The sequence below is a fragment of the Petropleomorpha daqingensis genome, from assembly GCF_013408985.1.
Taxonomy (GTDB): domain Bacteria; phylum Actinomycetota; class Actinomycetes; order Mycobacteriales; family Geodermatophilaceae; genus Petropleomorpha; species Petropleomorpha daqingensis.
The window spans coordinates 2,814,139-2,839,322 of the sequence record NZ_JACBZT010000001.1; the positions used below are offsets into that span (position 1 = coordinate 2,814,139).

General features: G+C 73.6%; 31 protein-coding genes. 13 read left to right on the forward strand and 18 right to left on the reverse strand.

Annotation, left to right across the window (positions count from 1 at the left end; genetic code table 11):
- Positions 1–123: 123 nt before the first annotated feature.
- From GGQ55_RS13770 to GGQ55_RS13780, 3 genes are read right to left on the reverse strand one after another with little or no spacing between them, the layout of a single operon-like run.
- A complete protein-coding gene (locus GGQ55_RS13770) occupies positions 124–879 on the reverse strand; it encodes a succinate dehydrogenase/fumarate reductase iron-sulfur subunit (RefSeq protein WP_179717576.1) in 756 nt (251 codons plus the stop codon).
- 15 nt (positions 880–894) lie between these two features.
- Complete coding sequence (locus tag GGQ55_RS13775; RefSeq protein WP_179717578.1) at positions 895–2,841, reverse strand: fumarate reductase/succinate dehydrogenase flavoprotein subunit; 1,947 nt, start codon at positions 2,839–2,841, stop codon at positions 895–897.
- A 16-nt stretch (positions 2,842–2,857) separates the two neighbouring features.
- A complete protein-coding gene (locus tag GGQ55_RS13780; protein WP_366489279.1) occupies positions 2,858–3,520 on the reverse strand; it encodes a succinate dehydrogenase cytochrome b subunit in 663 nt (220 codons plus the stop codon).
- Positions 3,521–3,704: 184 nt separating this feature from the next.
- Between GGQ55_RS13780 and GGQ55_RS13785 the strand changes: the two genes are divergently transcribed.
- From GGQ55_RS13785 to GGQ55_RS13800, 4 genes are read left to right on the forward strand one after another with little or no spacing between them, the layout of a single operon-like run.
- Positions 3,705–4,316 (forward strand): sulfite oxidase-like oxidoreductase, encoded by a 612-nt coding sequence (locus GGQ55_RS13785; protein ID WP_179717580.1) that lies wholly within the window; start codon positions 3,705–3,707, stop codon positions 4,314–4,316.
- Complete coding sequence (locus GGQ55_RS13790) at positions 4,309–5,052, forward strand: FAD-binding oxidoreductase (protein WP_179717581.1); 744 nt, start codon at positions 4,309–4,311, stop codon at positions 5,050–5,052. The genes GGQ55_RS13785 and GGQ55_RS13790 overlap by 8 nt, the downstream gene beginning before the upstream one ends.
- A gap of 37 nt (positions 5,053–5,089) precedes the next feature.
- Positions 5,090–6,223: a serine hydrolase domain-containing protein gene (locus GGQ55_RS13795; protein WP_179717583.1), complete on the forward strand. Its 1,134-nt coding sequence runs from the start codon at positions 5,090–5,092 to the stop codon at positions 6,221–6,223.
- A gap of 56 nt (positions 6,224–6,279) precedes the next feature.
- The gene (locus GGQ55_RS13800; protein WP_179717585.1) at positions 6,280–6,801 is read left to right on the forward strand and encodes a hypothetical protein; all 522 of its coding nucleotides are present in this window, start codon (positions 6,280–6,282) and stop codon (positions 6,799–6,801) included.
- Here the strand turns inward: GGQ55_RS13800 and GGQ55_RS13805 are convergent.
- From GGQ55_RS13805 to GGQ55_RS13820, 4 genes are all read right to left on the reverse strand, one after another.
- The gene (locus GGQ55_RS13805) at positions 6,689–7,381 is read right to left on the reverse strand and encodes a class I SAM-dependent methyltransferase (protein ID WP_366489282.1); all 693 of its coding nucleotides are present in this window, start codon (positions 7,379–7,381) and stop codon (positions 6,689–6,691) included. The genes GGQ55_RS13800 and GGQ55_RS13805 overlap by 113 nt on opposite strands.
- Positions 7,378–7,797 carry a protein-tyrosine phosphatase family protein gene (locus tag GGQ55_RS13810; RefSeq protein ID WP_179717587.1) on the reverse strand — a complete coding sequence of 140 codons (420 nt, stop codon included), beginning with the start codon at positions 7,795–7,797 and terminating at the stop codon, positions 7,378–7,380. Before GGQ55_RS13810 ends, GGQ55_RS13805 begins: the two co-directional genes overlap by 4 nt.
- Positions 7,794–8,483 carry a monooxygenase gene (locus tag GGQ55_RS13815; RefSeq protein WP_179717589.1) on the reverse strand — a complete coding sequence of 230 codons (690 nt, stop codon included), beginning with the start codon at positions 8,481–8,483 and terminating at the stop codon, positions 7,794–7,796. The genes GGQ55_RS13810 and GGQ55_RS13815 overlap by 4 nt, the downstream gene beginning before the upstream one ends.
- A 63-nt stretch (positions 8,484–8,546) precedes the next feature.
- The gene (locus GGQ55_RS13820; protein WP_179717591.1) at positions 8,547–10,658 is read right to left on the reverse strand and encodes a catalase; all 2,112 of its coding nucleotides are present in this window, start codon (positions 10,656–10,658) and stop codon (positions 8,547–8,549) included.
- 128 nt (positions 10,659–10,786) lie between these two features.
- Here GGQ55_RS13820 and GGQ55_RS13825 point away from each other — a divergent pair, with 128 nt between their 5' ends.
- The 3 genes from GGQ55_RS13825 to GGQ55_RS13835 are packed head-to-tail and all read left to right on the forward strand — an operon-like array spanning position 10,787 to position 13,286.
- Positions 10,787–11,608 carry a formate/nitrite transporter family protein gene (locus tag GGQ55_RS13825; protein ID WP_179717593.1) on the forward strand — a complete coding sequence of 274 codons (822 nt, stop codon included), beginning with the start codon at positions 10,787–10,789 and terminating at the stop codon, positions 11,606–11,608.
- A gap of 50 nt (positions 11,609–11,658) precedes the next feature.
- Positions 11,659–12,561: an ABC transporter ATP-binding protein gene (locus GGQ55_RS13830; RefSeq protein ID WP_179717595.1), complete on the forward strand. Its 903-nt coding sequence runs from the start codon at positions 11,659–11,661 to the stop codon at positions 12,559–12,561.
- On the forward strand, positions 12,558–13,286 hold the full coding sequence (locus GGQ55_RS13835) for an ABC transporter permease (RefSeq protein ID WP_179717597.1): 729 nt from the start codon (positions 12,558–12,560) through the stop codon (positions 13,284–13,286). The genes GGQ55_RS13830 and GGQ55_RS13835 overlap by 4 nt, the downstream gene beginning before the upstream one ends.
- Here the strand turns inward: GGQ55_RS13835 and GGQ55_RS13840 are convergent.
- The gene (locus GGQ55_RS13840) at positions 13,283–13,822 is read right to left on the reverse strand and encodes a DUF1990 domain-containing protein (RefSeq protein ID WP_179717599.1); all 540 of its coding nucleotides are present in this window, start codon (positions 13,820–13,822) and stop codon (positions 13,283–13,285) included. The two genes, GGQ55_RS13835 and GGQ55_RS13840, sit on opposite strands and share 4 nt — an antisense overlap.
- On the opposite strand from GGQ55_RS13840, the gene GGQ55_RS13845 reads away from it, so the two are divergent.
- From GGQ55_RS13845 to GGQ55_RS13860, 4 genes are all read left to right on the forward strand, one after another.
- A complete protein-coding gene (locus GGQ55_RS13845; RefSeq protein ID WP_366489286.1) occupies positions 13,823–14,695 on the forward strand; it encodes a HipA family kinase in 873 nt (290 codons plus the stop codon).
- The gene (locus GGQ55_RS13850) at positions 14,692–15,102 is read left to right on the forward strand and encodes a DUF3037 domain-containing protein (RefSeq protein ID WP_179717601.1); all 411 of its coding nucleotides are present in this window, start codon (positions 14,692–14,694) and stop codon (positions 15,100–15,102) included. The genes GGQ55_RS13845 and GGQ55_RS13850 overlap by 4 nt, the downstream gene beginning before the upstream one ends.
- 88 nt (positions 15,103–15,190) lie before the next feature.
- A complete protein-coding gene (locus GGQ55_RS13855) occupies positions 15,191–15,565 on the forward strand; it encodes a VOC family protein (RefSeq protein ID WP_179717603.1) in 375 nt (124 codons plus the stop codon).
- Positions 15,562–16,083, forward strand: coding sequence for a putative immunity protein (locus GGQ55_RS13860; RefSeq protein WP_366489289.1), 522 nt, complete (start codon positions 15,562–15,564; stop codon positions 16,081–16,083). The genes GGQ55_RS13855 and GGQ55_RS13860 overlap by 4 nt, the downstream gene beginning before the upstream one ends.
- On the opposite strand, the gene GGQ55_RS13865 is transcribed toward GGQ55_RS13860, so the two are convergent.
- The 8 genes from GGQ55_RS13865 to GGQ55_RS13890 form a co-directional block, all read right to left on the reverse strand.
- Positions 16,072–16,359 carry a 4a-hydroxytetrahydrobiopterin dehydratase gene (locus GGQ55_RS13865; protein WP_179717605.1) on the reverse strand — a complete coding sequence of 96 codons (288 nt, stop codon included), beginning with the start codon at positions 16,357–16,359 and terminating at the stop codon, positions 16,072–16,074. The genes GGQ55_RS13860 and GGQ55_RS13865 overlap by 12 nt on opposite strands.
- A gap of 25 nt (positions 16,360–16,384) precedes the next feature.
- On the reverse strand, positions 16,385–17,095 hold the full coding sequence (locus GGQ55_RS13870; protein WP_179717607.1) for a phosphoadenylyl-sulfate reductase: 711 nt from the start codon (positions 17,093–17,095) through the stop codon (positions 16,385–16,387).
- A complete protein-coding gene (locus GGQ55_RS13875; protein ID WP_179717609.1) occupies positions 17,092–17,259 on the reverse strand; it encodes a hypothetical protein in 168 nt (55 codons plus the stop codon). Before GGQ55_RS13875 ends, GGQ55_RS13870 begins: the two co-directional genes overlap by 4 nt.
- Positions 17,256–18,929, reverse strand: a complete 1,674-nt coding sequence (locus GGQ55_RS13880; RefSeq protein ID WP_179717611.1) for a nitrite/sulfite reductase — start codon at positions 18,927–18,929, stop codon at positions 17,256–17,258. Before GGQ55_RS13880 ends, GGQ55_RS13875 begins: the two co-directional genes overlap by 4 nt.
- 93 nt (positions 18,930–19,022) lie before the next feature.
- Positions 19,023–19,118 carry a putative leader peptide gene (locus GGQ55_RS28425; RefSeq protein ID WP_366489292.1) on the reverse strand — a complete coding sequence of 32 codons (96 nt, stop codon included), beginning with the start codon at positions 19,116–19,118 and terminating at the stop codon, positions 19,023–19,025.
- Positions 19,119–19,151: 33 nt separating this feature from the next.
- The gene (gene cysC, locus GGQ55_RS13885) at positions 19,152–19,682 is read right to left on the reverse strand and encodes an adenylyl-sulfate kinase (RefSeq protein ID WP_179717613.1); all 531 of its coding nucleotides are present in this window, start codon (positions 19,680–19,682) and stop codon (positions 19,152–19,154) included.
- Between the two features lie 15 nt (positions 19,683–19,697).
- Positions 19,698–19,829 carry a hypothetical protein gene (locus tag GGQ55_RS27820; RefSeq protein WP_281371304.1) on the reverse strand — a complete coding sequence of 44 codons (132 nt, stop codon included), beginning with the start codon at positions 19,827–19,829 and terminating at the stop codon, positions 19,698–19,700.
- Between the two features lie 188 nt (positions 19,830–20,017).
- Positions 20,018–20,500 (reverse strand): RrF2 family transcriptional regulator, encoded by a 483-nt coding sequence (locus tag GGQ55_RS13890; RefSeq protein WP_218859277.1) that lies wholly within the window; start codon positions 20,498–20,500, stop codon positions 20,018–20,020.
- A 26-nt stretch (positions 20,501–20,526) separates the two neighbouring features.
- Here GGQ55_RS13890 and GGQ55_RS13895 point away from each other — a divergent pair, with 26 nt between their 5' ends.
- Both GGQ55_RS13895 and GGQ55_RS28430 read left to right on the forward strand, forming a co-directional pair.
- Positions 20,527–21,285 carry a (deoxy)nucleoside triphosphate pyrophosphohydrolase gene (locus tag GGQ55_RS13895; protein WP_179717617.1) on the forward strand — a complete coding sequence of 253 codons (759 nt, stop codon included), beginning with the start codon at positions 20,527–20,529 and terminating at the stop codon, positions 21,283–21,285.
- Positions 21,286–21,365: 80 nt separating this feature from the next.
- Positions 21,366–22,253 (forward strand): DUF559 domain-containing protein, encoded by an 888-nt coding sequence (locus GGQ55_RS28430; protein WP_179717620.1) that lies wholly within the window; start codon positions 21,366–21,368, stop codon positions 22,251–22,253.
- A 95-nt stretch (positions 22,254–22,348) separates the two neighbouring features.
- Here the strand turns inward: GGQ55_RS28430 and GGQ55_RS28435 are convergent, their stop codons facing one another.
- Together GGQ55_RS28435 and GGQ55_RS13910 are read right to left on the reverse strand one after the other, a co-directional pair.
- Complete coding sequence (locus tag GGQ55_RS28435) at positions 22,349–23,683, reverse strand: TldD/PmbA family protein (RefSeq protein WP_179717622.1); 1,335 nt, start codon at positions 23,681–23,683, stop codon at positions 22,349–22,351.
- Complete coding sequence (locus tag GGQ55_RS13910) at positions 23,680–25,170, reverse strand: TldD/PmbA family protein (RefSeq protein ID WP_179717624.1); 1,491 nt, start codon at positions 25,168–25,170, stop codon at positions 23,680–23,682. The genes GGQ55_RS28435 and GGQ55_RS13910 overlap by 4 nt, the downstream gene beginning before the upstream one ends.
- Positions 25,171–25,184 lie beyond the last annotated feature (14 nt).

The window sequence follows — 25,184 nt, forward strand, 5'->3', positions numbered from 1 at the left end:
TAGGTTTGCACATCAAACCGACCCGGCGCCACCCGCTGCCGAGTGCGCAGTTGCGGTCGCCGACACGCGCGGACACGCCGGCGCGGGCGACCGCAACTGCTCACTCGGCCGAGGAGCGGGCGATCAGCTCTTGGGACGGGCGCCGGCGCGCAGGGCGCCGAGCAGGTCGTGGTTGAGCCGGGAGATGGTCTCCATTGAGATGCCCTTGGGGCACGACGCTGAGCACTCGCCGATGTTGGTGCACCCGCCGAAGCCCTCGCGGTCCTGCTGGGCGACCATGTTGATCACCCGCTCGTCGCGCTCCGGCTGGCCCTGCGGCATGAGCCCGAGGTGGGTGACCTTGGCGGCGGTGAACAGCATCGACGAGCCGTTCGGGCAGGCCGCGACGCAGGCGCCGCAGCCGATGCACGTGGCGGCGTCGAACGCGGCGTCGGCGTCCTTCTTCGGCACCGGCACCGAGTGCGCCTCGGGCGCGGTGCCGGTCGGGGCGCTGATGTAGCCGCCGGCCTGGATGATCCGGTCGAAGGAGCGCCGGTCGACGGCGAGGTCCTTGATCAGCGGGAACGCCCGCGAGCGCCAGGGCTCGATGACGATCGTGTCGCCGTCCTGGAACGAGCGCATGTGCAGCTGGCAGGTGGTGGTCTGCAGACCGCCGTGCGCCTTGCCGTTGATCATGACGCCGCACATGCCGCAGATGCCCTCGCGGCAGTCGTGGTCGAAGGCCACCGGGTCGTCACCGTCGAGGATCAGCTTCTCGTTGAGCACGTCGAGCATCTCGAGGAACGACATGTCCGTGGAGATGTCGCTGACCTGGTAGGTGACCAGCTTGCCCTTGACCGACGGGCCCTTCTGCCGCCAGATCTTCAGGGTCAGGTTCATGTGGGGGAGCTCCGCTTACTTGTAGCTGCGCTGGGCGAGGTGGACGTACTCGAACTCGAGGGCTTCGCGGTGCAGGACCGGCGGCTGCCCCTCGGGCGTCCACTCCCACGCGGCCACGTAGGCGAAGTTCTCGTCGTCGCGCAGCGCCTCGCCCTCGGGGGTCTGGCTCTCGGCGCGGAAGTGACCGCCGCAGCTCTCGGAGCGGTGCAGCGCGTCGATGCACATCAGCTCGGCCAGCTCGATGAAGTCGGCCACCCGGCCGGCGTGCTCGAGGTTCTGGTTGAACGAGCTCCAGTCGCCGACGACCTTCACGTTGGTCCAGAACTCCTGGCGGATCTCGGGGATCCGGTCCAGCGCCTTGCGCAGGCTCTCCTCGGAGCGCTCCATGCCGCAGAGGTCCCACATCATCCGGCCCAGCTCGCGGTGGAACGAGGCCACGCTGCGGTTGCCCTGGATGGACAGCAGCTTGTGGATCTGCGACTTGACCGCGGTGACCGCCTCCGCCGCGGCCGGGTGCTCGTCGTCCACGGTCGGGAACGGGCCGTTCGCGAGGTACTCGCTGATGGTGGCCGGCAGGACGAAGTAGCCGTCGGCCAGGCCCTGCATGAGCGCGCTGGCTCCGAGGCGGTTGGCGCCCTGATCGGAGAAGTTCGCCTCTCCGATGACGAACATGCCCGGGATCGTCGACTGCAGGTCGTAGTCGACCCAGAGACCGCCCATCGTGTAGTGCACGGCGGGGTAGACCCGCATCGGCACCTCGTAGGGGTCCTCGCCGGTGATCCGGGCGTACATGTCGAACAGGTTGCCGTACTTGGCCTCGATGGTCTTGCGGCCGAGCCGAGCCATCGCGTCGGCGAAGTCGAGGTAGACGCCGAGGCCGTTGGGGCCGACGCCGCGGCCCTCGTCGCAGACGTTCTTGGCCTGGCGGGAGGCGATGTCGCGGGGCACCAGGTTGCCGAACGCCGGGTAGATGCGCTCGAGGTAGTAGTCCCGCTCGTCCTCGGGGATCTGCCGCGGGTCGCGGGTGTCGCCGCGCTCCTTGGGCACCCACACGCGGCCGTCGTTGCGCAGCGACTCGCTCATCAGCGTCAGCTTGGACTGGTAGTCGCCGCTGACCGGGATGCAGGTGGGGTGGATCTGCGTGTAGCAGGGGTTGCCGAAGTAGGCGCCCCGCTTGTGCGCCCGCCAGATCGCCGTGGCGTTGGAGCCCTTGGCGTTGGTGGACAGGTAGAAGACGTTGCCGTACCCACCCGTGGCCAGGACGACGGCGTCGGCGTAGTGCGTGCTGATCTCGCCGGTGACCAGGTCGCGGGCGACGATGCCGCGGGCGCGACCGTCGACGACGATCAGGTCGAGCATCTCGGTGCGCGGGTGCTCCTCGACGTTGCCGGCGGCCACCTGCCGCTCCAGGGCCTGGTAGGCGCCGTAGAGCAGCTGCTGGCCCGTCTGGCCGCGGGCGTAGAAGGTGCGCGAGACCTGCGCGCCACCGAAGGAGCGGTTGTCGAGCAGGCCGCCGTACTCGCGGGCGAACGGCACGCCCTGCGCCACGGCCTGGTCGATGATGTTCGCGCTGACCTCGGCCAGGCGATACGAGTTGCTCTCGCGCGAGCGGAAGTCCCCGCCCTTCACCGTGTCGTAGAACAGCCGGTGCACGCTGTCGCCGTCGTTGCGGTAGTTCTTCGCGGCGTTGATGCCGCCCTGCGCGGCGACGCTGTGCGCGCGGCGCGGGCTGTCCTGGTACCAGAACGACTTGACCCGGTAGCCCAGCTCGCCGAGCGTCGCGGCGGCCGAGCCGCCGGCCAGGCCGGTGCCGACGACGATGACCGTCAGCCGCCGGCGGTTGGCCGGGTTCACCAGCTTGCCGCGGAACTTGCGCTCGCTCCACATGTCCGGCAGCGGGACGTCGAGGGGCGCCTTGGTGTCGGCGATCGGGTCGCCGAGGGTGAACAGATCGAGAGGCATGGAGACAGCGACTTCCTTAGTCGACGAGCCCGAAGACGACGGCGAAGGGCACGACGAGGTACCCGGCGATGAGCAGCACGGAGAACGCGATCGCGACGGCGTTGACCGACTTCTCCCGGCGCTTGTTGCTCTGCCCCAGGGTCTGCGTCGCGCTCCAGATCCCGTGCCGGAGGTGGAAGCCGAGGGTGATCAGCGCGATCACGTAGACGATCGTCGGGATCGGGTTGGAGAAGCTCGCGACCAGCCGGTCGTACGGCGTGGAGCCGGTGCCGTCGGGATTCGCGACGCCCCAGGTCAGGTCCAGCAGGTGGTAGACGACGAACAGGATGATGATCACGCCGCCCCAGCGCATGGTCCGCGAGGCGTAGGTCTGGGTGAGCGACTTCTTGACCGCGTACCCCTCGGGGCGCGCTCGCTTGGCCTGCCGCCACAGCGAGATCGCCGCCCACATGTGCGCCACGACGGCGACGACGAGGACGGCCTCGAGGATGGTGAGGAACCAGCGGTAGCCGAGCGCCGGCTCGCCGAAGGTCCGCAGCCAGTGCGAGTAGTCGTTGAACGCCGCGCGGCCCTGGAATACGTGCAGGTTGCCGACCATGTGCGCGATCAGGAACAGCACCAGGAGGATGCCGCTGACCGCCATGATCGCTTTCTTCGCGACCGAGTTGGTCTTCGCCACCCTCGGGGTCCGCCGTTGGCCCGAGGAAGTCACCGTCACCACGAGAGTTCACGCTAAGCCGCCGGAAAGGTTGCGGCCATGTCAACACGAGGTGATCAACGGCACGTAAGGGGAGCCTTACCTGGACCTGGATCGATAGGGTGCGACCGGGTCGGAGACCGCCGACCGGGGGAGGACGCTCGCCATGACCACACCCACCCGCGGGTTCTTCGGCCGCCGCCGCGAGCGCGACCCGCGGCTGCCCCCGGGGCAGTACGACGTCGGCGCCGACTGGCCGGTGCTGACCGCCGAGCCCACGCCCCGCATCGCCCCGGAGACGTGGAGCATCTCCGTCGACGGCAAGGTGGCCAACCCCTCGACGTGGACCTGGGACGAGGCCCACGCGCTTCCCGGCTCGGAGTACCGCGGGGCCATCCACTGCGTGACGACCTGGTCGAAGTTCGACACGTGGTTCGCCGGCGTCAGCGTCGACACGCTGCTCGAGGCGGCGCAGCCGACCGACGACGCGCACTTCGTGATGGCGACGTCCAAGACCGGCTACACGACCAACCTCCCGCTGGAGGACGTCACCGGCGGCAAGGCGTGGGTGGTCTGGGACTTCGACGGCAAGCCGCTGCCGACCGAGCACGGCGGGCCGGTGCGGCTGCTCGTGCCGCACCTGTACTTCTGGAAGAGCGCCAAGTGGGTCACCCGCCTGACGCTGATGACCCGTGACCAGCCCGGCTTCTGGGAGCAGAACGGCTACCACGACCGCGGCGACCCCTGGCGCGAGCAGCGGTACCAGGGCGATGACTGAACCGGAGCTCCTCGGGTCGGGGCTCGGCCCGGGGCCCAAGCGCGCGCCGGCCGGCGGCTGGCGGACCGCGACCGTCGCCGGCGTCGAGCACCCGACGCCGGGGGCGGTGCAGCTGCGGCTGGACATCCCCGACCGGATCGACCACCTGCCCGGTCAGCACTACGTCGTCCGGCTGACCGCCGAGGACGGCTACCGCGCCCAGCGGTCCTACTCGGTGGCCTCGGCCCCCGAGGACCGGCTGGTGGAGCTGTTCGTCGAGCGCCTCGAGGACGGCGAGGTCTCCCCGTTCCTCGCCGACGTCGTCCAGCCCGGCGACCAGTTGGAGGTGCGCGGGCCGATCGGCGGCTGGTTCGTCTGGGACGGCGAGTCCCCGGCGCTGCTGGTCGGCGGCGGCAGCGGGGTCGTGCCGTTCCTGGCGATGCTCCGGCACGCGCGCACGCTCGGCCGGACCGACCTGCTGCGCATCGCCGTCTCCAGCCGGACCCTGGTCGAGCTGCCCTACGCGATGGAGCTCATGGACGCCGGAGCCCTGATCGTGCTCACCCGCGAGCCCTACGGCGACCGGGCCGCCGCGCGGCTGATGGGCGACGAGCTCAGGTCGCTGTGGGAGCCGGGGCGCACCGCCTACGTGTGCGGCTCGGCGCGCTTCGCCGAGGCCGCCAGCCAGCTGCTCGTCGACGTCGGCGTCCCCGATCACGGCATCCGGGTCGAGCGGTTCGGGCCCTCCGCCTCCTGACCGCTGAGTTCCGGCCGCGGTCGCGGTCGGAACCGGCATGACGCAACGCTTCGGGCCGGTGGCCGACGTCCTGCAGGGCCAGGTGGACTCGGGCCGGCTCCCCGGCTTCGTCGCCGCCATCCGGGCCGGCGGGCGCACCGAGGTGCTCGCCGGCGGCCGGCTCGCCCTCGGCGGGGACGCCCCGATGCGGCCGGACACCCTGTTCCGGCTCGCCTCGGTGACCAAGCCGTTCGCGGGTGCGCTCACCCTCGCGCTGGTCGAGGACGGCGTCCTCGGCCTGGACGACGAGGTCGGCCGGTGGCTGCCCGAGCTGGCCGCGCCGCGGGTGACCGCCCGCCGCGGCGGGCCGCTCGAGGAGACCGTGCCGGCGCAGCGGCCGATCACCGTCCGGCACCTGCTGACCAACACCTCCGGCATCGGCTGGGCGCCCGACATCGGGCCGCTGGCCGGGGCGATGGAGGAGCGCGGCGTCGGCCCGGACGGGTTCCCGCCGCTGCTGGACCCCGACGAGTACCTCCGGCGCCTCGCCGAGCTGCCGCTGTCGGCGCAGCCCGGGGAGGTCTGGGGCTACCACGTCGGCAGCGAGGTGCTCGCCGTCCTGCTCGCCCGCGCGGCCGGCCGCTCGGTGGGGGAGCTGCTGGCCGAACGGGTCACCGGTCCGCTCGGGCTGGCCGACACCGCCTTCCGTGCGGTGGACCCGGCCCGGCTGGCGGTGCAGTACTGGCCCGCGGACGGCGGGCTGGAGGAGGCCGACGGTCAGGACGGCGTCTTCTCGCGGCCGCCGCGGTTCGAGAGCCTGGCCACCGGGCTGGTCAGCACCGCTCCCGACGTGCTCACCTTCGTCTGCGCGATCGCCGACGGCGGCGGGCCGGTGCTCTCGCCGGACGCCGCGGCCGCGATGACCCGCGACGCCGTCGCCCCCGAGCAGCGGGTGCCGGTGCGGGAGTTCCTGGGCGCCGGCCGGTCGTGGGGGCTGCACGTCGGGGTGGACGTCGAGGCGGTGCAGCCGTGGCAGAGCCCGGGCCGGTGGGGCTGGGACGGCGGCACCGGCACCTCCGCGTGGGTGGATCCCTCCCGCGACCTGGCCGCCGTGCTGCTCACCCAGCGCGGGATGGCCAGCGAGCACGACGCGCCCGACGAGTTCTGGGCCGCGGTCTCCCGCTGCGGGTGAGCGGACCGCTTGTTCTCGCTCGGTCGCCGGAGGACGCTGCCCGGAGGGGGTGGCCGATGAGCGGGGACGAGGGGCGGCGACAGGACCTCTTGGCGCGCATCGAGACACGACGGTCGGGAGCGGCCCTCTACCTGCGGGAGAACCGGCCGGGCATCCGCCGGCGGGCCAACGTGACGATCGTGCTGAGCTCGCTCGCCGCCGTGGTCACGGCCGGCCCGGCGTTCGGCGGCGAGAAGTTCTCGGAGGGCGTGCAGCACCTGCTCGGCCTGTCCAGCGACTCCTACGTGTGGCGCACGCTGTGCCTGATCGCCGTGGTGGTGTCGATCGGCGCGGCCGTGATGACCAACCTGGCGAAGTCGCACGAGGCCGCGATCAACCGGCTGGGCGTGGTCGAGGCGGCCAAGGCCGAGCTGGACGGGCTGGCCGAGCTGCTGCGCTTCGGTCATCTCTCCGTCGACGACGGGGTCAAGCTGTTCCACTCGTACTCGACGAAGATCCCGTTCGTCGACGACGCCGCGCCGCCGACGCCACGAGCCACGACGGCGCGGGGGAGGACGCCGCGAGCCGCAGACCGCTGATCCGCAGCTCGGCCGCGAGGCGCTCGCGCGTCAGCCGGGCGGCCCTGAAGGCGTGCGACCAGGCCAGGTCCCCGTCGCGGTAGGTGACCGTCGCCGAGAGCACCCCGTCGGTGAGGTCGTGCACCTCGAGCGTGGACGCGAGCGGACCGATCGCGCCGTCGAGCCGGGCGCCGGGCGAGAGGCGGTCGAACCACGCCGGCTCGTGCCACTGCAGCAGGACCCGCCCGCCGTCGGCGAGATGGCGCGCGGCGGTGCTCAGCAGGGCGCGGCGCAGTGCGGCGTCGGGGGTGTTGACCAGGTGGCCGGCCAGCAGGACGACGTCGAAGCACTCGGCCAGGTCGAGGTCCTCGATGCGCGCGCGGTGGGTGCGGGCGGACCGGACGGCCGCGAGCATCTCGGCGGAGCTGTCGACCGCGAGCACGTCGTGGCCGAGGGCGACGAGCGGATCGGCGATCCGACCGGTGCCGGCGCCGAGGTCGAGCACCCGCCCGCCCGGGGCGAGGGCGTGCAGCAGCTCCGGTTCGCCCATCGGAGGCAGCCGGCGGTAGACCTCGACGGGCGAGCCGTCCTCGGTGCTCACCGAAACGCCGCCACGAACCGCCGCTGCGCGCCGGTCTCCACCGCCCGCCGGTCGTAGTGCGTGCGCACGTAGGCCACCGCCTCCTCGGCAGGCACGCCGTCCAGGACGGCCAGGCAGGCGAGCGCGGTGCCGGTGCGGCCGCGGCCACCGCCGCAGGCCAGCTCGACGCGCTCGGTCGCGGCTCTCCGGTGCGCCTCGACGAGCGCGGCGCGCAGGGCAGCCGGGTCGGCGGGCAGCCGGAAGTCCGGCCAGCGCACCCAGGTCGACGGCCAGGGGACCTCCGGCGCGCGGCCGAGCAGGTAGACGCCGAAGTCCGGCAGCGGGCCCTCCGGCAGCGGCCGCCGCAGGCCTCGCCCCCTCAGCCGCAGCCCGGAGGGCAGCCGCAGCACGCCGGGGGTGTCGTCGTCCCAGGTCATGCCGACCGTCCGCCGATCGTGCCCGTCACCGACAGCAGGGCGAACCGGGCGAACAGCTCCTCGGCGTACCAGCCCTCGCGCGCCGTCCGGTCGACGACGACGGCGTGCGCCGCCCGGCCGTAGGCGAAGTCGTTGAGCGCCGCGGCCGACTCCCACACGCTGAACGTCCCCTGCAGGCCGATCGGCGCCTCGCCGATGCCCAGGGCCAGCCGGAGCCCGGGGCCGGCGTGCAGGTCGGCGGAGACCGGCGGGACGGCGCGCCAGAACGCCAGAGCCTGCCGCGGGACGAGCCGCGCGCGGGTGATCGCGGCGACCGGGCCGTCCCACCGCTGCGGCGCGGGCGACCCGAACGGCTCGCGGCGCGACCACCGCCCCCGCGCGGCGAGGGGCCGCAGCCGGGCGGTGAACTCCTCCTCGGCGAGCCGCCGCCACCGCCGCACGACCGGCGAGCCCTCGAAGGCCTCGGCCGCGGCGTCGTCGTCCCAGACCGCCAGCAGCGCCCACCGCCGGGGGTCGGCGTCCCTGAGGGTAAACGTCCGGCCGCTGCCGGTGCCCAGCAGCTTGGCGAACCGCAGCCCGGACGTGCGGCGCAGCGGCCGGCGGCCGGCCGCCATCCGCAGCAGCGCCGCGGGCACCGCCCGGCCCGGCACCCCCCAGACGTGCAGGGTGGTCAGCGGCGCGCTCACCCGCCCGAGGTTACGGAGTGCCACGGCGCGGATCCCGCGCCCGTGGCACTCCGCAACGGCGGGTCAGGCGGCCGGCGGGATCATCGACGCGGCGATCAGCGGCGTGCGGTCCCACGCGCGGTGCGTGCCGAGCGCGGCGACCAGTCCCGCGGCCAGCTTGGCGTTGGCGTTCCGGCCGGTGAGGACGCCGGGGTAGTCGGGCTCGATGCCGGCGTCGGCGAGCACCTCGACGCCGTCGCCCCACGCGCCGATCGCCTTGAGGTGCCGGAAGGCCTCCTGCAGCATCACGATCGCCCGGAAGTCGCCGTCCTTCGGGGCGCCGTCGGCGACGACGAGCGCGTCGAACTCGATCGACCGGCCGGTGGCGAAGGTCCGGTCGACGATCTCGACCGTGCGGCCGGAGCCCAGCTGCCCGCCGTGCGGGGCGATCACCAGCAGCTGCGCGCCCTGCGCCTCCAGGGCCGTGCGCAGCGTGCCGATGCCGGCGAGATCGGCGCCCGGCCCGGCAACGACGCCGACCTTGCGGCCCGCGATCGGGAAGGGCGTGGGCTTGATCTGCCGCAGCGCCGGGGACTCGCCGTGCGCCGGCACCTCCGGCGCCGGCGCGGGCAGCCCCAGGCCGGCGGCCACGGTGGTGCACAGCTGCGCGTCGATCCTCGCCAGGACGGTGAGCGCCCGCTCCTTGATCGCCTGCTCATAGCACTTGCCGAGCTCGAAGGTGTACGCGTCGGCGATGTGCTGCTGCTCGATGCTCGTCAGGCTCGCGTAGAACAGCGCGGCCTGCGAGAAGTGGTCGTCGAACGACGCCGGCGCCGTCCGGCCGACCTCGCCGGACACCGCGCGGGGGACGTTGACGTAGCCGGCGTCGGCCCACTCGGAGGGGAAGGGCGCCCCGTCGTCCACGCTGTTCGGCGTGTAGGGCGCCTGCCCGGTGTGGACCGCGTGCTGGTGGAAGCCGTCGCGGGTGTTGTCGTTGACCGGCGCGTGCGGCCGGTTGATCGGGATCTGGGTGAAGTTCGGGCCGCCGAGCCGGGTGAGCTGGGTGTCCAGGTAGGAGAAGTTGCGACCCTGCAGCAGCGGGTCGTTCGTCGACTCGATGCCGGGCACCAGGTGGCCGGTGTGGAAGGCCACCTGCTCGGTCTCGGCGAAGAAGTTGGTCGGGTTGCCGTTGAGCACCAGCGTCCCGATCACCTGCACCGGCGCGAGCTCCTCGGGCACGATCTTGGTCGGGTCGAGCAGGTCGATGCCCTCGAACGTCTCCTCCGGGGTGTCGGGGAAGACCTGGATGCCGAGGTCCCACTCGGGGAAGGCGCCGGCCTCGATGGCCTCGTAGAGGTCACGCCGGTGGAAGTCGGGGTCGACCCCGGCGGCGATCTGCGCCTCCTCCCAGGTCAGGGAGTGCACGCCGAGCCGTGGCTTCCAGTGGAACTTGACCAGCACGGTGTTGCGGTCGGCGTCGACCAGCCGGAACGTGTGGACGCCGAAGCCCTCCATGGTCCGGTAGCTGCGCGGGATCCCGCGGTCGCTCATGTTCCAGATCGTGTGGTGGGTGGCCTCGGTGTGGAGCGTCACGAAGTCCCAGAACGTGTCGTGCGCCGACTGCGCCTGCGGGATCTCGACGTCCGGGTGCGGCTTGCCCGCGTGGATGATGTCGGGGAACTTGATCGCGTCCTGGATGAAGAAGACCGGCATGTTGTTGCCGACCAGGTCCCAGGTCCCCTCCTTCGTGTAGAACTTCGTCGCGAACCCGCGGGTGTCGCGCACGGTGTCGGCCGAGCCGCGCGAGCCCAGCACGGTGGAGAACCGCACGAAGACCGGCGTCTGCAGGCCCTTCTCGGCCAGGACGGCGGCGCGGGTGACCTTCGCGGCCGCGCCGGTGGCGGTGAACACGCCGTGCGCGCCGGCGCCGCGGGCGTGGACCACGCGCTCGGGGATGCGCTCGTGGTCGAAGTGCATGATCTTCTCGCGCAGGTGGAAGTCCTCGAGGAGGACCGGTCCCCGCGGACCCGCCTTCAGCGAGTGGTCGGAGTCGGGGATGCGCACCCCGTTCGGCGTGGTCAGCGCGTCGCCGGACTGCTCTCGGGGGTCTCGGCCGGTCCGCGGGCCCTCGTAGCCCACTCCGGTCGGGCTGAACGTCCCGGGGGCCTTCTGGTCCGGACGGCGGGCGGGGGGCATGGCAACTCCAGGGATTCGGTACTGCGGCGGTCCGACCGCGCTACCCCCGGGTGCGACGAGCGCAAACGACGCCGTCCCGCGGGGTGGAACGCGATTCCGCCGGGTCACCTGCCGGGTACCGGGCCGCCGTGACCACCTACGACGCCCGGGCCGAGCTCGGCGACTCCGACGCGCCGGCCGAGGACCAGGTCGCCGAGGCCTTCGAGACGATCGTCAGCGAGGGCGCCCAGCGCCTGCACCGCAGCTGGCGGGAGGTGCTGGCGACCGGGCTGGCCGGCGGCCTGGAGGTGGCCACCGGGGTGCTCGCGCTGCTCGCCGTCCTGGCCGAGACCGGCAGCCACCTGCTGGCCGGGCTGGCCTTCAGCATCGGGTTCATCGCGCTGCTGCTGGCCCGCAGCGAGCTGTTCACCGAGGGCTTCCTCGTGCCGGTCACCGCCGTGGTGGCCAGGCGCGCGTCCTGGCCGCAGCTGGGCAAGCTGTGGGGCGGCACGCTGGTCGCGAACCTGCTGGGCGGGTGGGCCTTCGCCTGGCTGATCATGCAGGCCTTCCCCCAGCTCCGGGCCACGGCGATCGAGTCGGCCACGACGTTCGTCGACGCACCGCTGGACCTGCGCGCGGTCTGCCTGGCGCTGCTGGCCGGCAGCACGCTCACCCTGATGACCCGCATGCAGCACGGGACGACGTCGGACCCGGCGAAGATCGTGGCGGCGGTCGCCGGCGGCTTCCTGCTCGCCGGGCTGTCGCTGTTCCACTCGATCCTCGACTCGCTGATCGTCTTCGCCGCGCTGCACGCCGGCGCCCCGTTCGGCTACGGCGACTGGCTCGGCTGGTTCTGGTACACCGCGCTGCTCAACATGGCCGGGGGACTGCTGGTGGTGACCTTCCTGCGGCTGCTGCGCAGCAAGAACCTCATCGAGCGGGAGCGGTCCGCGGCCTCAGCCGGCGACTGACCGGCCGCGCCTCCCGCGGATCGGCGCTCCGCCTGGCGATCCTGGACGGCGTGATCGAGCTCGACGGGCTGACCAAGCGCTACGGCGCCCGCGTCGCCGTCGACGACCTCACCGTCCGCATCGAGCCGGGCCGGGTGACCGGCTTCCTCGGCCCCAACGGGTCGGGCAAGACGACGACGATGCGCTGCGTCGTCGGGCTCACCCGGCCGACGGCGGGGACGGCGACCGTGCTCGGCGTGCCCTACCGCGACCTCGACGTGCCGATGCGCCGCGTCGGCGTGCTCGTCGACCCGCGCGCCCGGCACCCGGGGCGGACGGCGCGCGCCCACCTGCTCGCCCTGGCCCGGTCCAACCGGCTGCCGGTCTCGCGGGTCGACGACGTGCTCGACCTGGTCGGCCTCACCGACGTCGCCGAGGACAAGGCGGGTGGGTTCTCGCTCGGCATGGGGCAGCGGCTGGGCATCGCCGCCGCGCTGCTCGGCGATCCCGACGTCCTGCTGCTCGACGAGCCGGTCAACGGCCTCGACCCCGAGGGGATCCGCTGGGTGCGCGAGCTGCTGCGCGACCTCGCCGCCGAGGGCCGCACGGTGCTGGTCTCCAGCCACCTGATGAGCGAGATGGAGGACACCGCCGACCACCTGGTGGTCGTCGGCCGGGGCCGGCTGCTCGCCGACGCCCCGATCGAGGAGCTGCTCGGCGCGCGGTCGGTGGTGCGGGTGCGCACGCCGGCGGTGCGGCTGCTGGCAGCGGCACTGGTCCGGTCCGGCGCAGAGGTGTCGGCCGAGGACGACGGCGCGCTGGAGGTGCTCGGCCTCGACGCCGCCGCGGTCGGCGAGGTCGCCTACGCCGCCGGGGTGCCGCTGCACGAGCTGACCCGGGTGACCGCATCGCTGGAGGCCGCCTACCTCGCGCTCACCCACGACGAGGTCGAGTACCGCGCGGTGGCCCGGTGAGCGTGATCGCCTCCGAGTGGACCAAGCTGCGCTCGGTCGCCGGCACCTGGTGGTGCACGGCGATCTACCTGCTCACCGCCGTCACCCTGGGCTGGTTAGCGGCCGCGAGCACCGACCGGTCGTCGTCGGCGGCGATCGCCGTCTCGGGGGCGCTGACCGGGTTCGGGTTCGCCCAGCTGGTGCTGGTCGTGCTGGGCGTGCTCGCCGGCGCGGGGGAGTTCTCGACCGGCATGGCGGTGGCGTCGTTCACCGCGGTGCCGCGTCGGTGGCGGCTGCTGGCGGCGAAGACGGTCGTGGTGGCCGCGTGGTCGGCGCTGCTCACGGCGGTGGCCGCCGCCGGCTGCGGGCTGGCGGCGCGGACGCTGACCGCCGTCCCGGGCGGGGTGTCCCTGGTCGCGCCGGACGTGCTCCGGCAGCTGGTGCTGCAGGTCGCGTGGGGTGCGCTGGTCGCCGTGCTCTCCGTGGCCCTGGGCACGCTGCTGCGCTCGAGCGCGGGTGGCATCGGGCTCGGGCTGGCGCTGGTGTTCGTGCTGCCGCCGGTGCTGTCGCTGGCCGGGGGACGGTGGGCCGAGCGGACGGCGCAGGCCCTGCCCGCGCTGCGGGTCGGCGAGGACGCCTTCCTGTCCGTGGCGACGTCCTGGCCGGTGGGGCTGGCGGTGGTCGGCGGCTGGGCGCTCGTGGCGTGGGCGGTCTCGGCGCTGTTGCTGGAGCGCCGCGACGTCTAGCTCGTGCGCTCGACGGCGGTTGCGTAGCGGTCGAGCGCGGCCGCCTGCACCGCCCGGCTGACCGGCCCGCCCAGCCGGGCCAGCGGGCTCGCCAGCCGCGAGAACACCCGGGTGGTGAAGACGACGTCGCCGTCCGGCCGGAGCGTGACCAGGAAGCTCTCCTCGCCGCTCTCCGGGTGCCCGGGCAGGCTGCCGTACGCGAACCCCTGCGCGTCGCCGTCCGTGCGCGCCCAGACCACCCGGCACGGGATGTCGTAGCCGAACCGGCGCAGCCCGGCGGTGAGGACGACGACGGTGCCGGGGGCCGACGGCGGCCCGCTCGCCCGCACCCGCAGGCCGACGGCCTTCTGCATGCGCCAGTCGAAGACGGCGGCGACCGCCCGCTCGAAGTCGGCGCGCCCGCGGCCGACGACGGCGGTGCGCATGCCGTGCGCGTACCCGGGCGGCAGCTCGTCGTCCTGCGTGGCGCCGACCTCGGGATACGTGAAAGGGGCACTGCTCAGCCGGTCGAGGTCGGCGACCCGCAGCAGTCCCACGTGCCCAGCCTGCCTGCCGGTAACGTCTCGCGCACTGTGCTGCCCGCCGTCACCGCCACCCGCTACGTCACCCCGCTGCGCGAGGGTGGCTCGCTGCCGGGGCTCATGGAAGCCGACGACCTGGGCACCTACGTGGTCAAGTGGCGGGCCGCCGGGCAGGGCGTGCGGGTGCTCGTCGCCGAGGTGGTGTGCGGCGAGCTCGCCCGAGCCCTCGGCCTGCCGGTGCCCGCGCTGGCGACCGTCGACGTGGCCGCGGAGCTCGCGGTGGGGGAGCCGGACTTCGAGGTGCAGGAGCTCATGCAGCGCTCCGCCGGCCGCAACCTGGGCCTGGACTACCTGCCCGGCGCGCTGGACTTCGAGGCCGGGGTGGCCTCGGTCGACCCCGAGCTGGCCGGGCGGGTGCTGTGGTTCGACGCGCTGGTCGGCAACGTCGACCGGTCGTGGCGCAACCCGAACATGCTGTTCTGGCACGGCCGGCTCCACCTGATCGACCACGGCGCGGCGCTGACCTTCCACCACCACTGGCCGGGCGCGGCCGCCGCGGTGGCGCGGCCCTACGACGCGGCGCAGCACGCGCTGATCGAGTGCTCGCCGGACGTCGGCGCGGCCGATGCCGCGCTCGGGGCGCTCGTGACCCGGTCGCTGCTGGAGGAGGTGCTCGCGCAGGTGCCCGACGAGTGGCTGGACGAGGAGGGACCGCGGGAGCGCTACGTCGAGCAGCTGCTGGCCCGGCTGGACGCGCGGTCCTCGTGGCTGCCCGGCCTGCTCGAGGCCGCCCACACCGGCCGTGCGGGACGGCGACGCGCGCCCCGCGGCGAGAACCGTCCCGGCTGGCTCGGGCCGCCGCCGCCCGAGGGGGTGACGCAGCGATGACCTCGAAGGCTGTGACCTCGAAGGACACCTTCGAGTACGCGGTGCTGCGCGTGGTGCCGCGGGTCGAGCGCGGGGAGGCGCTCAACGCCGGGGTGCTCGTCTACTGCCGGCAGCGCGACTACCTCGGCTCGCGCGTGCACCTGGACGTCGACCGGCTGCGGGCGCTGGACCCCACCGCCGACGCCGCCGCGATCGCGCAGGCGCTGCAGGCCGCGGCCGACGTCTGCGCCGCTGACCCCGGCGCCGGAGCCGCCGGGCGGGAGGCGCTGGGGTCGCGGTTCCGGTGGCTCACCGCCCCGCGGAGCACCGTCGTCCAGCCGGGGCCCGTGCACACCGGCCTCACCGACGACCCCGACGCCGAGGCCGACCGCCTCTTCCGCCTCCTGGTCCTCCCCGTCACCCCGTAGGTGGTTTCGCGCGCTTAACCGCGCGCGGTTAAGCGCGCGAAACCGCGGGCGTGTGCCTTTCGTCGGTGGGCGGGAGTAGGCCTGGCGCATGCGGATCGCTGCCGTGGCCGTGAGCGCCACCGACCTGTCCCGCGCCGTCGCCTTCTACGAGGGGCTCGGCTTCCGGTTCCCGCCGTTGGAGGCCGGCACCCAGCACATCGAGGCGGAGGCCGGCATCCGGCTGATGATCGACGACGCCGGGCTGCTGGCGGGGCTGCACGGCGAGCCGCCGCGGCCGGGCAACACCGCGGGCTTCGCCGTCCTCTTCGACTCGCCGACCCAGGTGGACGACGCGGCCCGGCGAGCCGCGGACTCCGGGGGCACCGTCGTCCTCGAGGCCTTCGACGCCCCGTGGGGTCAGCGCTACGCGACCGTGGCCGACCCCGACGGCTGGCGGGTCGACCTCTTCTGCCCCCTGGCGTGAGCGACTTCGACCTCAGCCTGGACGAGCTCCGGGTCGTCGCGCGGTACGTGGCGGAGAGCGCCGAGTCGGTCCTGCCCGTGTTCGAGACCGCGCACCCGGACGATCCCCGGCCCCGCGCCGCCGTCGGCGCCGCCTGGGAGTTCGTCGACGGCGCGCCGCGCACGCGGCTGCAGCGCAGCACCTCGCTCGACGCCCACCGCGCCGCCCGCGAGGCGACCACCGACGTCGCGCGGCTCGCCGCCCGGTCCGCCGGGGACGCCGCAGCCGCCGCCTACCTGCACCCGATCGCCCAGGCCGAGCAGGTCGGCCACATCCTCCGGGCGGCCGCCAGTGCCGCCCGGATCGCCGAGCTGCAGACGGGCGACGCCGAGGCTGCGATCGAGGCGGCGAGGCGGCGCGCCCCACCGGTCCTCGTCGACGTCCTGAGCCGCTATCCGCCCGCGCCGGCGAGCCGGACCCCGGTCGGGTCGCTCATGAGCGCTCTGGACGCCGCTCTGCGGCGGAACTCAGCCCGGTAGCAGCGCATCGATGCGGCGGGCCAGCTCCAGGTCGTTCTCGGTCACCCCGCCGGCGGAGTGCGTGACCACGTGCAGGTGCAGGGTGCGCCAGCGCAGGTCGATGTCCGGGTGGTGGTCCATCTCCTCGGCGACGTCGGCGATGGAGCCGATCGCGGCGACGGCGTCGCGGAAGCTGGGCAGCTCGACGCTGCGGTGGATGCCCTCGCCGTCGCCGGACCACAGCGGCAGGCCGTGCAGGGCGGCCGAGAGCTCGTCGGGGGAGAGGCGCGCTGGCATGCCCCTCATCCTGCCGCTGCTCAGGTCAGGTGTGCAGGCCGCACTCCGTCTTGTTCCGGCCGGCCCAGCGACCCGCGCGGGGGTCCTCGCCCGGCGCGACCGGGCGGGTGCACGGCGCGCAGCCGATCGAGCCGTAGCCCAGCTCGAACAGCGGGTTCACCGGCACCTGGTGGCGCTCGAGATAGGCGTCGACGTCGTCCTGGGTCCAGGCGGCGATCGGGTTGACCTTGACCATGCCGCGCTTGGCGTCCCAGTCGACCAGCCGGGTGTTCGTCCTGGTCGCGGACTCGTCGCGGCGGACACCGGAGCCCCACGCGGCGAAGCCGGCCAGCGTCCGGGCCAGCGGCTGCACCTTGCGCAGCGAGCAGCACAGGTCGGGGTCGCGGTCGTGCAGCTTCGCGCCGTGCTCGGCGTCCTGCTCGGCCACCGTCTGCGCCGGCGTCACGTCGACCAGGGTGATCGGCAGGGCGGAGGTTATCCAGTCGCGGGTGCCGATCGTCTCGGCGAAGTGGTAGCCGGTGTCGAGGAAGACGACCTTGACGCCAGGGATCGCGGTGCCGGCGAGGTGCGCGAGCAGCCCGTCGGCCATGGAGGAGGTGATGGCGAAGTCCTCGCCGAACGTCTCACCCGCCCAGGTCAGGACGGCGAGGGCCTGCTCGACCGGGTCGGCGATGCTCCCGAAGCGCGCATCGGCCTCGGCGGCCAGTTCCGGCGTGGGTCGGACGGCGGTGGTCACTCGTTCACTCCCGTCGCGATCAGGCGGACCGTGAAGGCGCGCAGGCACGCGGCGCAGTGCCACGCCCCCGGCGTCTCCTCGTACGGGGTCAGCTCCTCGTCCCCGCAGTACGGGCAGAAGAACACCGGGGCGCGCCGGGTGCTTCCCCCCGCCTCCTCGGTCACAGCAGCCAGTCCTCCTCGGCCCGCGCGACGTACGCGGCGAACGACTCGCCGCCCTCGCGCCGCTCGAGGTAACCACGGAGCACCCGCTCGCAGTAGTCCGCCGTTTCGACCTTGGTCACCTTGTGGCCGCGGAACTTGCGGCCGAACGCGGCGTCGACACCCAGGTGACCGCCGAGGTGCACCTGGAAGCCCTCGACCATCTCGCCGGCGTCGTCGCGGACCATCGAGCCCTTGAAGCCGATGTCGGCGGTCTGGAACCGGGCGCAGGCGTTCGGGCAGCCGTTGACGTTGATCGAGATCGGGGTGTCGAACTCCGGCAGCCGCTTCTCCAGCTCCGCGTAGAGGTCCTGCGCGTGCTGCTTGGTCTCGACGATGGCCAGCTTGCAGAACTCCAACCCGGTGCAGGCCATCGTGCCGCGGCGGAACGCACTCGGGCGCACCTGCAGGTCGAGCGCGGCCAGCTCCGCGACCAGCGGCTCGACGTCGGCGTCGGCGACGTCCAGGATGACCAGCTTCTGCTGCGCCGTCGTCCGGATCCGGCCCTGGCCGCGCTGCTCGGCGAGCTCGGCGACGCGGGTGAGCATCGACCCGCTGATCCGCCCGGTGCGCAGCGCGAAGCCCAGCGCGTTGGCGCCGTCCTTCTGCCGCAGCACGCCGACGTGGTCGCGCTGGTCGTTCCGGGGCGCGGCCGGCGCCGGGCCGTCGGGCAGCGCCGTCTTCAGGTACTCGTCCTGCAGCACCTGGCGGAACTTCTCCGGGCCCCAGTCGGCCATGAGGAACTTCATCCGGGCGTGGTTGCGCTGCCGGCGGTAGCCGTAGTCGCGGAAGATGCCGGTCACCGCGGCCCACACGTCGGTCACCTGGTCGGGGCGGACGAAGACGCCGATCCGCTGCGCGAGCTTCGGGTTGGTCGACAGGCCGCCGCCGACCCAGAGGTCGTAGCCCGCCTCGCCGTCCTCGTTCACGACGCCGACGAACGAGACGTCGTTGATCTCGTGCCCGGTGCAGTGGTCGACGCAGCCGGACATCGACGTCTTCCACTTGCGCGGCAGGTTGCTGAACTCGCGGCTGCCGACGTACTTCGCGACCGTCTCGTCGAGGACGCCGGAGGCGTCGATGACCTCGTCCTCGAGGATGCCGGCGAGCGGGCAGCCGAGCATGACGCGCGGGGTGTCGCCGCAGGCCTCGGTGGTGCCGAGCCCGACCGCCTCCAGCCGCGTCCAGATCTCGGGGACGTCCTCGATGCGGATCCAGTGCAGCTGCACGTTCTGCCGGTCGGTGATGTCGGCGACGTCACGGCCGAACTCGGTGCTGATGCCGCCGATCACCCGCAGCTGCTCGCTGCTGAGCTGCCCGCCGTCGATGCGCACGCGCAGCATGAAGTACGGGTCCTCGAGCTCGTCGGGCTCCAGGACGGCGGTCTTCCCGCCGGGGATGCCCTGCCGGCGCTGGGTGTACAGACCCATCCAGCGCATGCGGCCGCGCAGGTCGGTCGGGTCGATCCCGTCGAAGCCGGTGTGCGCGTAGATGTCGAGGATGCGCTGGCGGACGTCGAGGCCGTCGGAGTCCTTCTTGAACCGCTCGTTCGGGTTCAGCGGCTCGCGGTAGCCGAGCGCCCACTGACCCTGGCCGCGCTGGGGCCGGGTGCTGGTGCGGGGTGGCGTGGTCACGGAACTTCTTCCTGCCCCGTCCTGCGCACGGGCGACCCGGCGGACTGGGGCGCTTGGCCATCGGGGAGCGCGTCGTCGCGCGGGGAACCGGTGTCAGCGCGCTGCGCGACACCCGGCGCTGGAGACGCGCGCCAGATCGATGTGCAGACGCGCGACGAGGAGGGCGCCACGGTCCGACATGGCGTCCATCCTGACACACACGGGCGGCGGACCGCCCGTGCGTCAGCTCACACCCTCGCGCATCGCCGCGCGGATCAGCCGCACCGACTCCTCGACCGGGGTGCCGGTCGTGTCGATGGTCAGGTCGGGGCTGCCGGGTACCTCGTAGGGGTCGCTGATGCCCGTGAACAGGGGGATCTCACCTGCCCGGGCCTTCGCGTAGAGACCCTTCACGTCCCGCTGCTCCACCACCTCGAGCGGGGTGGCGACGTGCACGAGCAGGAAGCGGCCGTGCTTCTCCACCAGCTGCCGGGCCTCCTCGCGCGCCTGCTCGAACGGCGCGATCGCCGCGACGACCACGGTGCCGCCGTGCTTGACCACCTCGCCGGCGACGAAGCCGATCCGCCGGATGTTGAGGTCGCGGTGCTCGCGGGAGAAGGTCAGCTCGCTGGACAGATGGGTGCGGACGACGTCGCCGTCGAGCACGGTCACCGGGACGCCGTCGCGCTCCAGATCGGCCACCAGCGCGTCGGCGATGGTCGACTTGCCGGCACCGGACAGGCCGGTGAGGAACACGGTGACGCCGTCGGACATGGCCGCCAGTCTCCCTCAGGCCAGGACGGCGAGCAGGTCCCAGCCCCCGACGGCGAGCAGCACCAGCGCGGCCGCGGACCACCAGGCGGCCCGCGAGCGGACGCCGGCGGTGAGCAGGCCGGCGGCGACCGGGAGGGCCAGCAGCACGCCCGCGACCCCCGACCAGGCCAGCCCGACACCCGGCTGGGGAGCGCTGCAGCTGATGAAGCAACCGGTGAACCCGGCGTAGGCGAACAGGCCCGTGACGCCGATCGGGTAGGCGAGCAGGACGAGCAGTCCCAGGCCGAGGGTGAGTCCGGCGATCCGTCGTCCGGTTCCGGGGCGGGTGGGAGTGGTCAGCCGGCGCTCCGGTCGCCGAAGGAACGCCAGGCGCTCTCCAGGTCGATCAGCTCGGCGACGTGGTCGGGGAACTTGTTGGCGACGACGTCGGCGAGGGTGACCTCCTCGAGCACGCGGCGGTAGGCCTCGCGGGCCGCGACCCAGACGCTGGCCAGCGGCGCCGCCGTCCCGGGGTACTCGACGTCCTCGGGGCGCTGGCCGTGCACCTCGGCGAGAAAGCCCTGCTCGACCCGCATGACGCGGGCGATGGAGATCTCCGACGGCGGCAGGGCGAGCCGGTAGCCACCCTCGCGGCCGCGCTGGCTGGTGACCAGGCGGGCGTGCTGCAGGTCGCCGAGGATGGCCTGGAGGAAGCGGTTGGGGATGTTCTGCGCGGTCGCGATGCGCTCGCAGGTCAGCGCGCCGGGCGCGGCAGCGGCCAGTTCCAGCGCGGCGCGGACGGCGTAGTCGACGCGGGCAGTGATGCGCACGGACCCCATCCTGCCCTGTCTGGGAGGCTGACCCGGTGTCCCAGCTGCGATTCACCACTCTGGTGGAGGCGCCGCTGACCGTCGCGTTCGACGTGGCGCGCACGCTCGGGCGTCCCTGGCCGGAGCCGTTGGAGGAGGTCGTCTCGGAGCGGCCGGTGCGCGACGTCTACGCCTCGCGGCGCCGCAACCTCACCCACTCGCGGCACTTCTCCGCCACCGGCGCCGGCACGCTCGTCGACGAGCAGGTGGACTGGGAGACCGGGCTGCCCGGGGTGCTCGGCGCCTTCGTCGACCAGGTGGTGCTGCGGCGGCGGATCACCCGGGCGATGCAGGCGCACCTGGACCTCTACGCGGCGGCCGCGGCGCGCCGGGCGCTGGAGGTCGTGCAGGTGGTGGGCGCCGCCGTCGTGGAGGGGTCGCGCGTGCTGGTGGCGCAGCGCTCCGGCGGCCCGTACGACGGCTGCTGGGAGTTCCCGGGCGGCAAGGTCGAGCCGGGGGAGTCGGAGCTGGCGGCGCTGGTGCGGGAGCTCGGTGAGGAGCTCGGCGTCGTCGTCGTCCCCCAGGCCTTCGTCGGTGAGGTGCTGCTCGACGGCGTCGTCGCGGGCGGCGAGCCGGGCACCTCGACCCTGCGCGTCTGGTGGGCCCGGCTCGGCGGCGGCGAGCTGATCGCGCGTGAGCACGCGGAGCTGCGCTGGGCCGCCGCCGACGAGCTCGACGCACTCGACTGGATCCCCGCCGACCGCCCCCTCCTCCCCGCCGTCAAGGACCTCCTCGAGGTGGTTTCGCGCGCTTAACCGCGCGAGGTTAGGCGCGCGAAACCGCGGCCTGTGGACGACGTCGGCGGGGGAGGCTGCAGATCGGCCACCCTGCCGCGGTGACGACGTACCGACGACTGACCGGCGAGCTCTTCGTCGGCTCGCACGCTGTGGCCGAGGGCCTCCTGACCAAGCGGCAGATCGAGGCCGGTCTCTACCGACGGGTGCTGCGCAACGTCTACGCGGAGCCGCATCTGGTCCACGACCACCAGCTCAGGACCAGGGCCGCAGCACTGCTCATGCCGCCCGAGGCCGCGATCGGAGGCCGATCCGCGGCGGTCTGGTTCGGTGCACCGTTCGCTTCCTCAGCCGATCCCGTCCTCGTCGTCGTCCCACGGGACTGCCGGTGGAAGGGGCCGCGTGGTGTGCAGGTGCACCGGACGGACCTGAGACCGGACGAGATCTGGACCGATGACGACGGGGTCCGGCTGACGACGGTGCGCCGTACCGCATGGGACATCGCGACGCTCGACCCTCTGATGACGGCGGTCGCCTTGATCGACGGGATGCTCTACGACGCCCGCAAGAACCACGGCGAGCTGACCGAGGCGGTGCTGCTCCGCGAGTTCGCCAGCCGGCGCGGGCAGTGGGGGAGCCGCAGAGCCCAGTTCCTGCTGCCGCTGGTCGACGGCCGAGCCATGAGCCCGCCCGAGTCGCGTGTGCGGGTCGCCTGCCACCTGGGGGGACTGCCGCACCCGATACCTCAGTTCGAGGTCCACGAGTTCGGGGTGTTCCTCGGCCAAGTCGATCTCGCCTGGCCGGAGGCCAAGCTCATCGTCGAGTACGAGGGCGCCTACCACTTCGACGAGCTCCAGATCGTCGAGGACGACGCCCGATACGAGGCCCTCGTGGCCGCCGGCTGGCGGGTGATCCGGCTCAGCTCCATCGACCTGCGCGACCTCGACGCCGTCGTCGAGCGGATCCGCGCCGCGCTCGCGCGCGGTTGAGCGCGCGAAACCCGCACGGTTAGGCGCGCGAAACCCCGCACGGTTAGGCGCGCGAAACCCCGCACGGTTAGGCGCGCGAAACCGCGGGGGAGGGGTCAGCCGGTGGTGTTGCCGGTGATGTTCCAGGCGGCCAGGCGCAGGGCGGGGACGGCGACGCGGTTGTAGCCCATCGGTCCCATGAGCCGGTACGGCTGCGGGTCGAGCTCGGAGCCGACCACGACCGCACCCGGTGCCAGCGCCTCGAGGTAGGACTGGGTGAACCGCAGCGTGCTCACCGGCGCGACGATCCGCCCGTCCTCCACCAGCCACACGCCGTTGCGGGTCAGCCCCGTCCACACCGAGCGCTTCGGGTCGACCACGCGGGTGTACCAGAAGTCGCTCACCAGCAGCCCGCGCGCGAGCCCCGCGACGAGGTCGTCCACCGATCCGCCGGATCCGGCCGACAGCGCAGGGTCGCCGGCCACCGGTCCCCACGTGTCGCTGACGTCCGAGGCATGGCCCGACGACGACCGGTCCAGGGCAGCCGCCGTCCGCCGGTCGGTGGTGAGCCCCACCGGCACGCCGTCGCGGACCAGGTCCAGCCGCGAGGTCGGCGTGCCCTCGGTGTCGAACGGCAGGCCGACGCCGCTCAGCGGGTCGTCGACCAGGGTCACGGCCGGGTCGAACTGCGGCGAACCCAGCCGCACGCCGGAGGTCCCGTCGACCACGGACTTCGCGTTGAACTGGCCGCTGACCAGCCCGCCCACCACGTCGGCCACGGCCGCGGGCTCGAGCACCACGGGGTAGCTGCCGATCTCGACCGGGGCGGCGTCCACACCGGCGCGGGCCTTCGCCGCAGCCCGCACACCCAGCGCGGCGAAGGAGAGGTCACCGAGCCGGCCGGACATCGAGCGGGCCACGCCGTCCGCTCCGGACAGCCGCGCGATCCCGTCGCAGATCGCCGACGTCGTCGCGCCGGAGACCAGCTGCCCGGCGGTCGTCCCGAGCACCGAGCTCAACGAGGCGGTCTGCACGAAGCCGGCGCACGAGAGCCCTCCGGCCGCGTCCACGAACGCCCGCACCCCGGCCGCCCGGTCAGCGGGAGAGGCGGCCGCGGTCTCGGCGTCCCACGACCCCGTCGACACCGGGGCAGGTGCGCCCAGCCCCGGCCACGACGGGTCCCGCGGCCGCAGCCGGGCCGCGGCCAGAGCAGCGGCCACGAGGTCCTCAGGGGCAGAACGGGTCGTCGAGGCCGTCGCCGTCCGCCCGCCGTCCACGGTCAGGGACAGGTGCACGGTGACCCGCTCGTCCGCGACGTTCTGGTGGATCGCGGAGTCGGCGAACCGGGTCAGCGCCAGCGACGCCTCCTCCACGCGCACCACCGCGTCGGCCGACGCGTCGGCCCGCTTCACCTCGTCGAGCACGGCGGCGGCCAGGGAATCGAGGTTCACCCGCGCACCCCCACCCGGACGCCGGTGAAGCGGGCCGGCGCGGCGCCGTGCCCGGTGTGCCCGACCTGCCCGGGTTGGCCCTTGCCGCAGTTCGGCGTCCCCCACGCCTGCCACTCGCCCGGCGCGGCGCCCCCCAGCATGTCCAGCGACGACCAGAAGCGCGGGCCGATCCCGGTGTAGGAGGGGTTGCGCAGCAGGCGTCCCCGCCGGCCGCGCTTGACCTCCCACCCGATCTCGCAGCCGAACTGGAAGTTCAGCCGCTTGTCGTCGATCGACCAGGACCGGTTGTGCTCCATGAGCACGCCGTCGTCGGTCGCCGCGATCATCTCCTCGAGCGTGTGCGGACCGGGTTCCAGGCCCACGTTCGTCATCCGCACCATCGGCAGCCGCGCGTAGCCGTCGGCGCGCACCGAGCCGGCGTTGTCCAGACCGGCCACCGCGGCGGAGTCGCGACCGGCCAGCACACCCACCCAGATCCCGTTCCGGACGGCGTCGCGCGCGGCGGCCGGCGTCCCCTCGTCGTCGAAGCCGAACGATCCCAGCGCGCCCGGGATCGTCGGGTCGATGGTGATGTTCATCAGGTCCGAGCCGAACCGCAGCGAGCCGAGCTGCCCGAGGTCCAGCCACGACGTGCCGGCGAACGCGGCCTCCCACCCGAGGATCCGGTCGAGCTCGATGGCGTGCCCGACCGACTCGTGGATCTGCAGCGACATCTGCTCGCCCCCGAGCAGCAGCGTCGTCTCCTCCGACGGGCACAGCGGCGCGGTGAGCAGCTCCTGCGCCTCGGCGGCGATCCGCTCGGCGTGCCCGGGCAGGTCCAGCGCGCGCACCAGCTCCCAGCCGCGGGTGCCGTACTGGCCGCGGAACGCGGGGTAGGAGCGGCGCTGGGTCTCGCCCTCGCCGACGGTCAGGCAGTGCATCCCGGCGCCGGCCTCGCGCACGTGCTGCCCGATCCGCGCGCCCTCGCTGGAGACGAACGCGGTCCGGGTGTCCCAGGCCTGGTACAGCGCCTCGGCGACGGCCACGCCCGCGGCCTTCATCGTCGTGGTCACCGAGGTGAGCAGGTCACCCTTCTCCGACAGGGGGACGGCGAAGGCGTCCTCGAGGCACTCGCTGGACCACCCGCCCACCGCGGGCGGGACGGCGACCAGCTCCATCGGCGGACCCGGGACGGCGGCCGAGGCACGGGCGATCGCCGTGGCCCGCTCACCCGTGCGGCGGGCGTCGGCGTCGCCGGCGGGGTCGCCGAGCGCGGCGAAGCCCCACGAGGAGCCGACCAGCGCCCGCACGCCGAGGCCGGCCGCGGTCGTCTGCGACAGGGACCGCACGTCGCCGTCCCGCGCGGTCATCGACTCGTGCCGCCGGTCGACCAGCCGGGCGTCGGCGTAGCGCGCACCGGCGGCCAGCGCCGCCTCCACGGCGGCGGTCGCGGCCTCGAAGGCGGACTGCTCGACGGCCGCCGGAATCTCGTTAGCTCTGCTCACCATCGGCCGCCATTGTG

What these genes read in the sequence shown, in the direction of transcription:
- GGQ55_RS13865 (WP_179717605.1), bottom strand. Translation starts at nt 16,359, where the DNA reads ATGCCAGCGCGCCTCTCCCCCGACGAGCTCTCGGCCGCCCTGCACGGC.
- GGQ55_RS13910 (WP_179717624.1), bottom strand. Translation starts at nt 25,170, where the DNA reads ATGGTGAGCAGAGCTAACGAGATTCCGGCGGCCGTCGAGCAGTCCGCC.
- GGQ55_RS13775 (WP_179717578.1), bottom strand. Translation starts at nt 2,841, where the DNA reads ATGCCTCTCGATCTGTTCACCCTCGGCGACCCGATCGCCGACACCAAG.
- GGQ55_RS13770 (WP_179717576.1), bottom strand. Translation starts at nt 879, where the DNA reads ATGAACCTGACCCTGAAGATCTGGCGGCAGAAGGGCCCGTCGGTCAAG.
- GGQ55_RS13890 (WP_218859277.1), bottom strand. Translation starts at nt 20,500, where the DNA reads ATGGGGTCCGTGCGCATCACTGCCCGCGTCGACTACGCCGTCCGCGCC.
- GGQ55_RS13795 (WP_179717583.1), top strand. Translation starts at nt 5,090, where the DNA reads ATGACGCAACGCTTCGGGCCGGTGGCCGACGTCCTGCAGGGCCAGGTG.
- GGQ55_RS13820 (WP_179717591.1), bottom strand. Translation starts at nt 10,658, where the DNA reads ATGCCCCCCGCCCGCCGTCCGGACCAGAAGGCCCCCGGGACGTTCAGC.
- GGQ55_RS13810 (WP_179717587.1), bottom strand. Translation starts at nt 7,797, where the DNA reads ATGACCTGGGACGACGACACCCCCGGCGTGCTGCGGCTGCCCTCCGGG.
- GGQ55_RS13790 (WP_179717581.1), top strand. Translation starts at nt 4,309, where the DNA reads ATGACTGAACCGGAGCTCCTCGGGTCGGGGCTCGGCCCGGGGCCCAAG.
- cysC (WP_179717613.1), bottom strand. Translation starts at nt 19,682, where the DNA reads ATGTCCGACGGCGTCACCGTGTTCCTCACCGGCCTGTCCGGTGCCGGC.
- GGQ55_RS13800 (WP_179717585.1), top strand. Translation starts at nt 6,280, where the DNA reads ATGAGCGGGGACGAGGGGCGGCGACAGGACCTCTTGGCGCGCATCGAG.
- GGQ55_RS13855 (WP_179717603.1), top strand. Translation starts at nt 15,191, where the DNA reads ATGCGGATCGCTGCCGTGGCCGTGAGCGCCACCGACCTGTCCCGCGCC.
- GGQ55_RS13850 (WP_179717601.1), top strand. Translation starts at nt 14,692, where the DNA reads ATGACCTCGAAGGCTGTGACCTCGAAGGACACCTTCGAGTACGCGGTG.
- GGQ55_RS28425 (WP_366489292.1), bottom strand. Translation starts at nt 19,118, where the DNA reads ATGGACGCCATGTCGGACCGTGGCGCCCTCCTCGTCGCGCGTCTGCAC.
- GGQ55_RS13785 (WP_179717580.1), top strand. Translation starts at nt 3,705, where the DNA reads ATGACCACACCCACCCGCGGGTTCTTCGGCCGCCGCCGCGAGCGCGAC.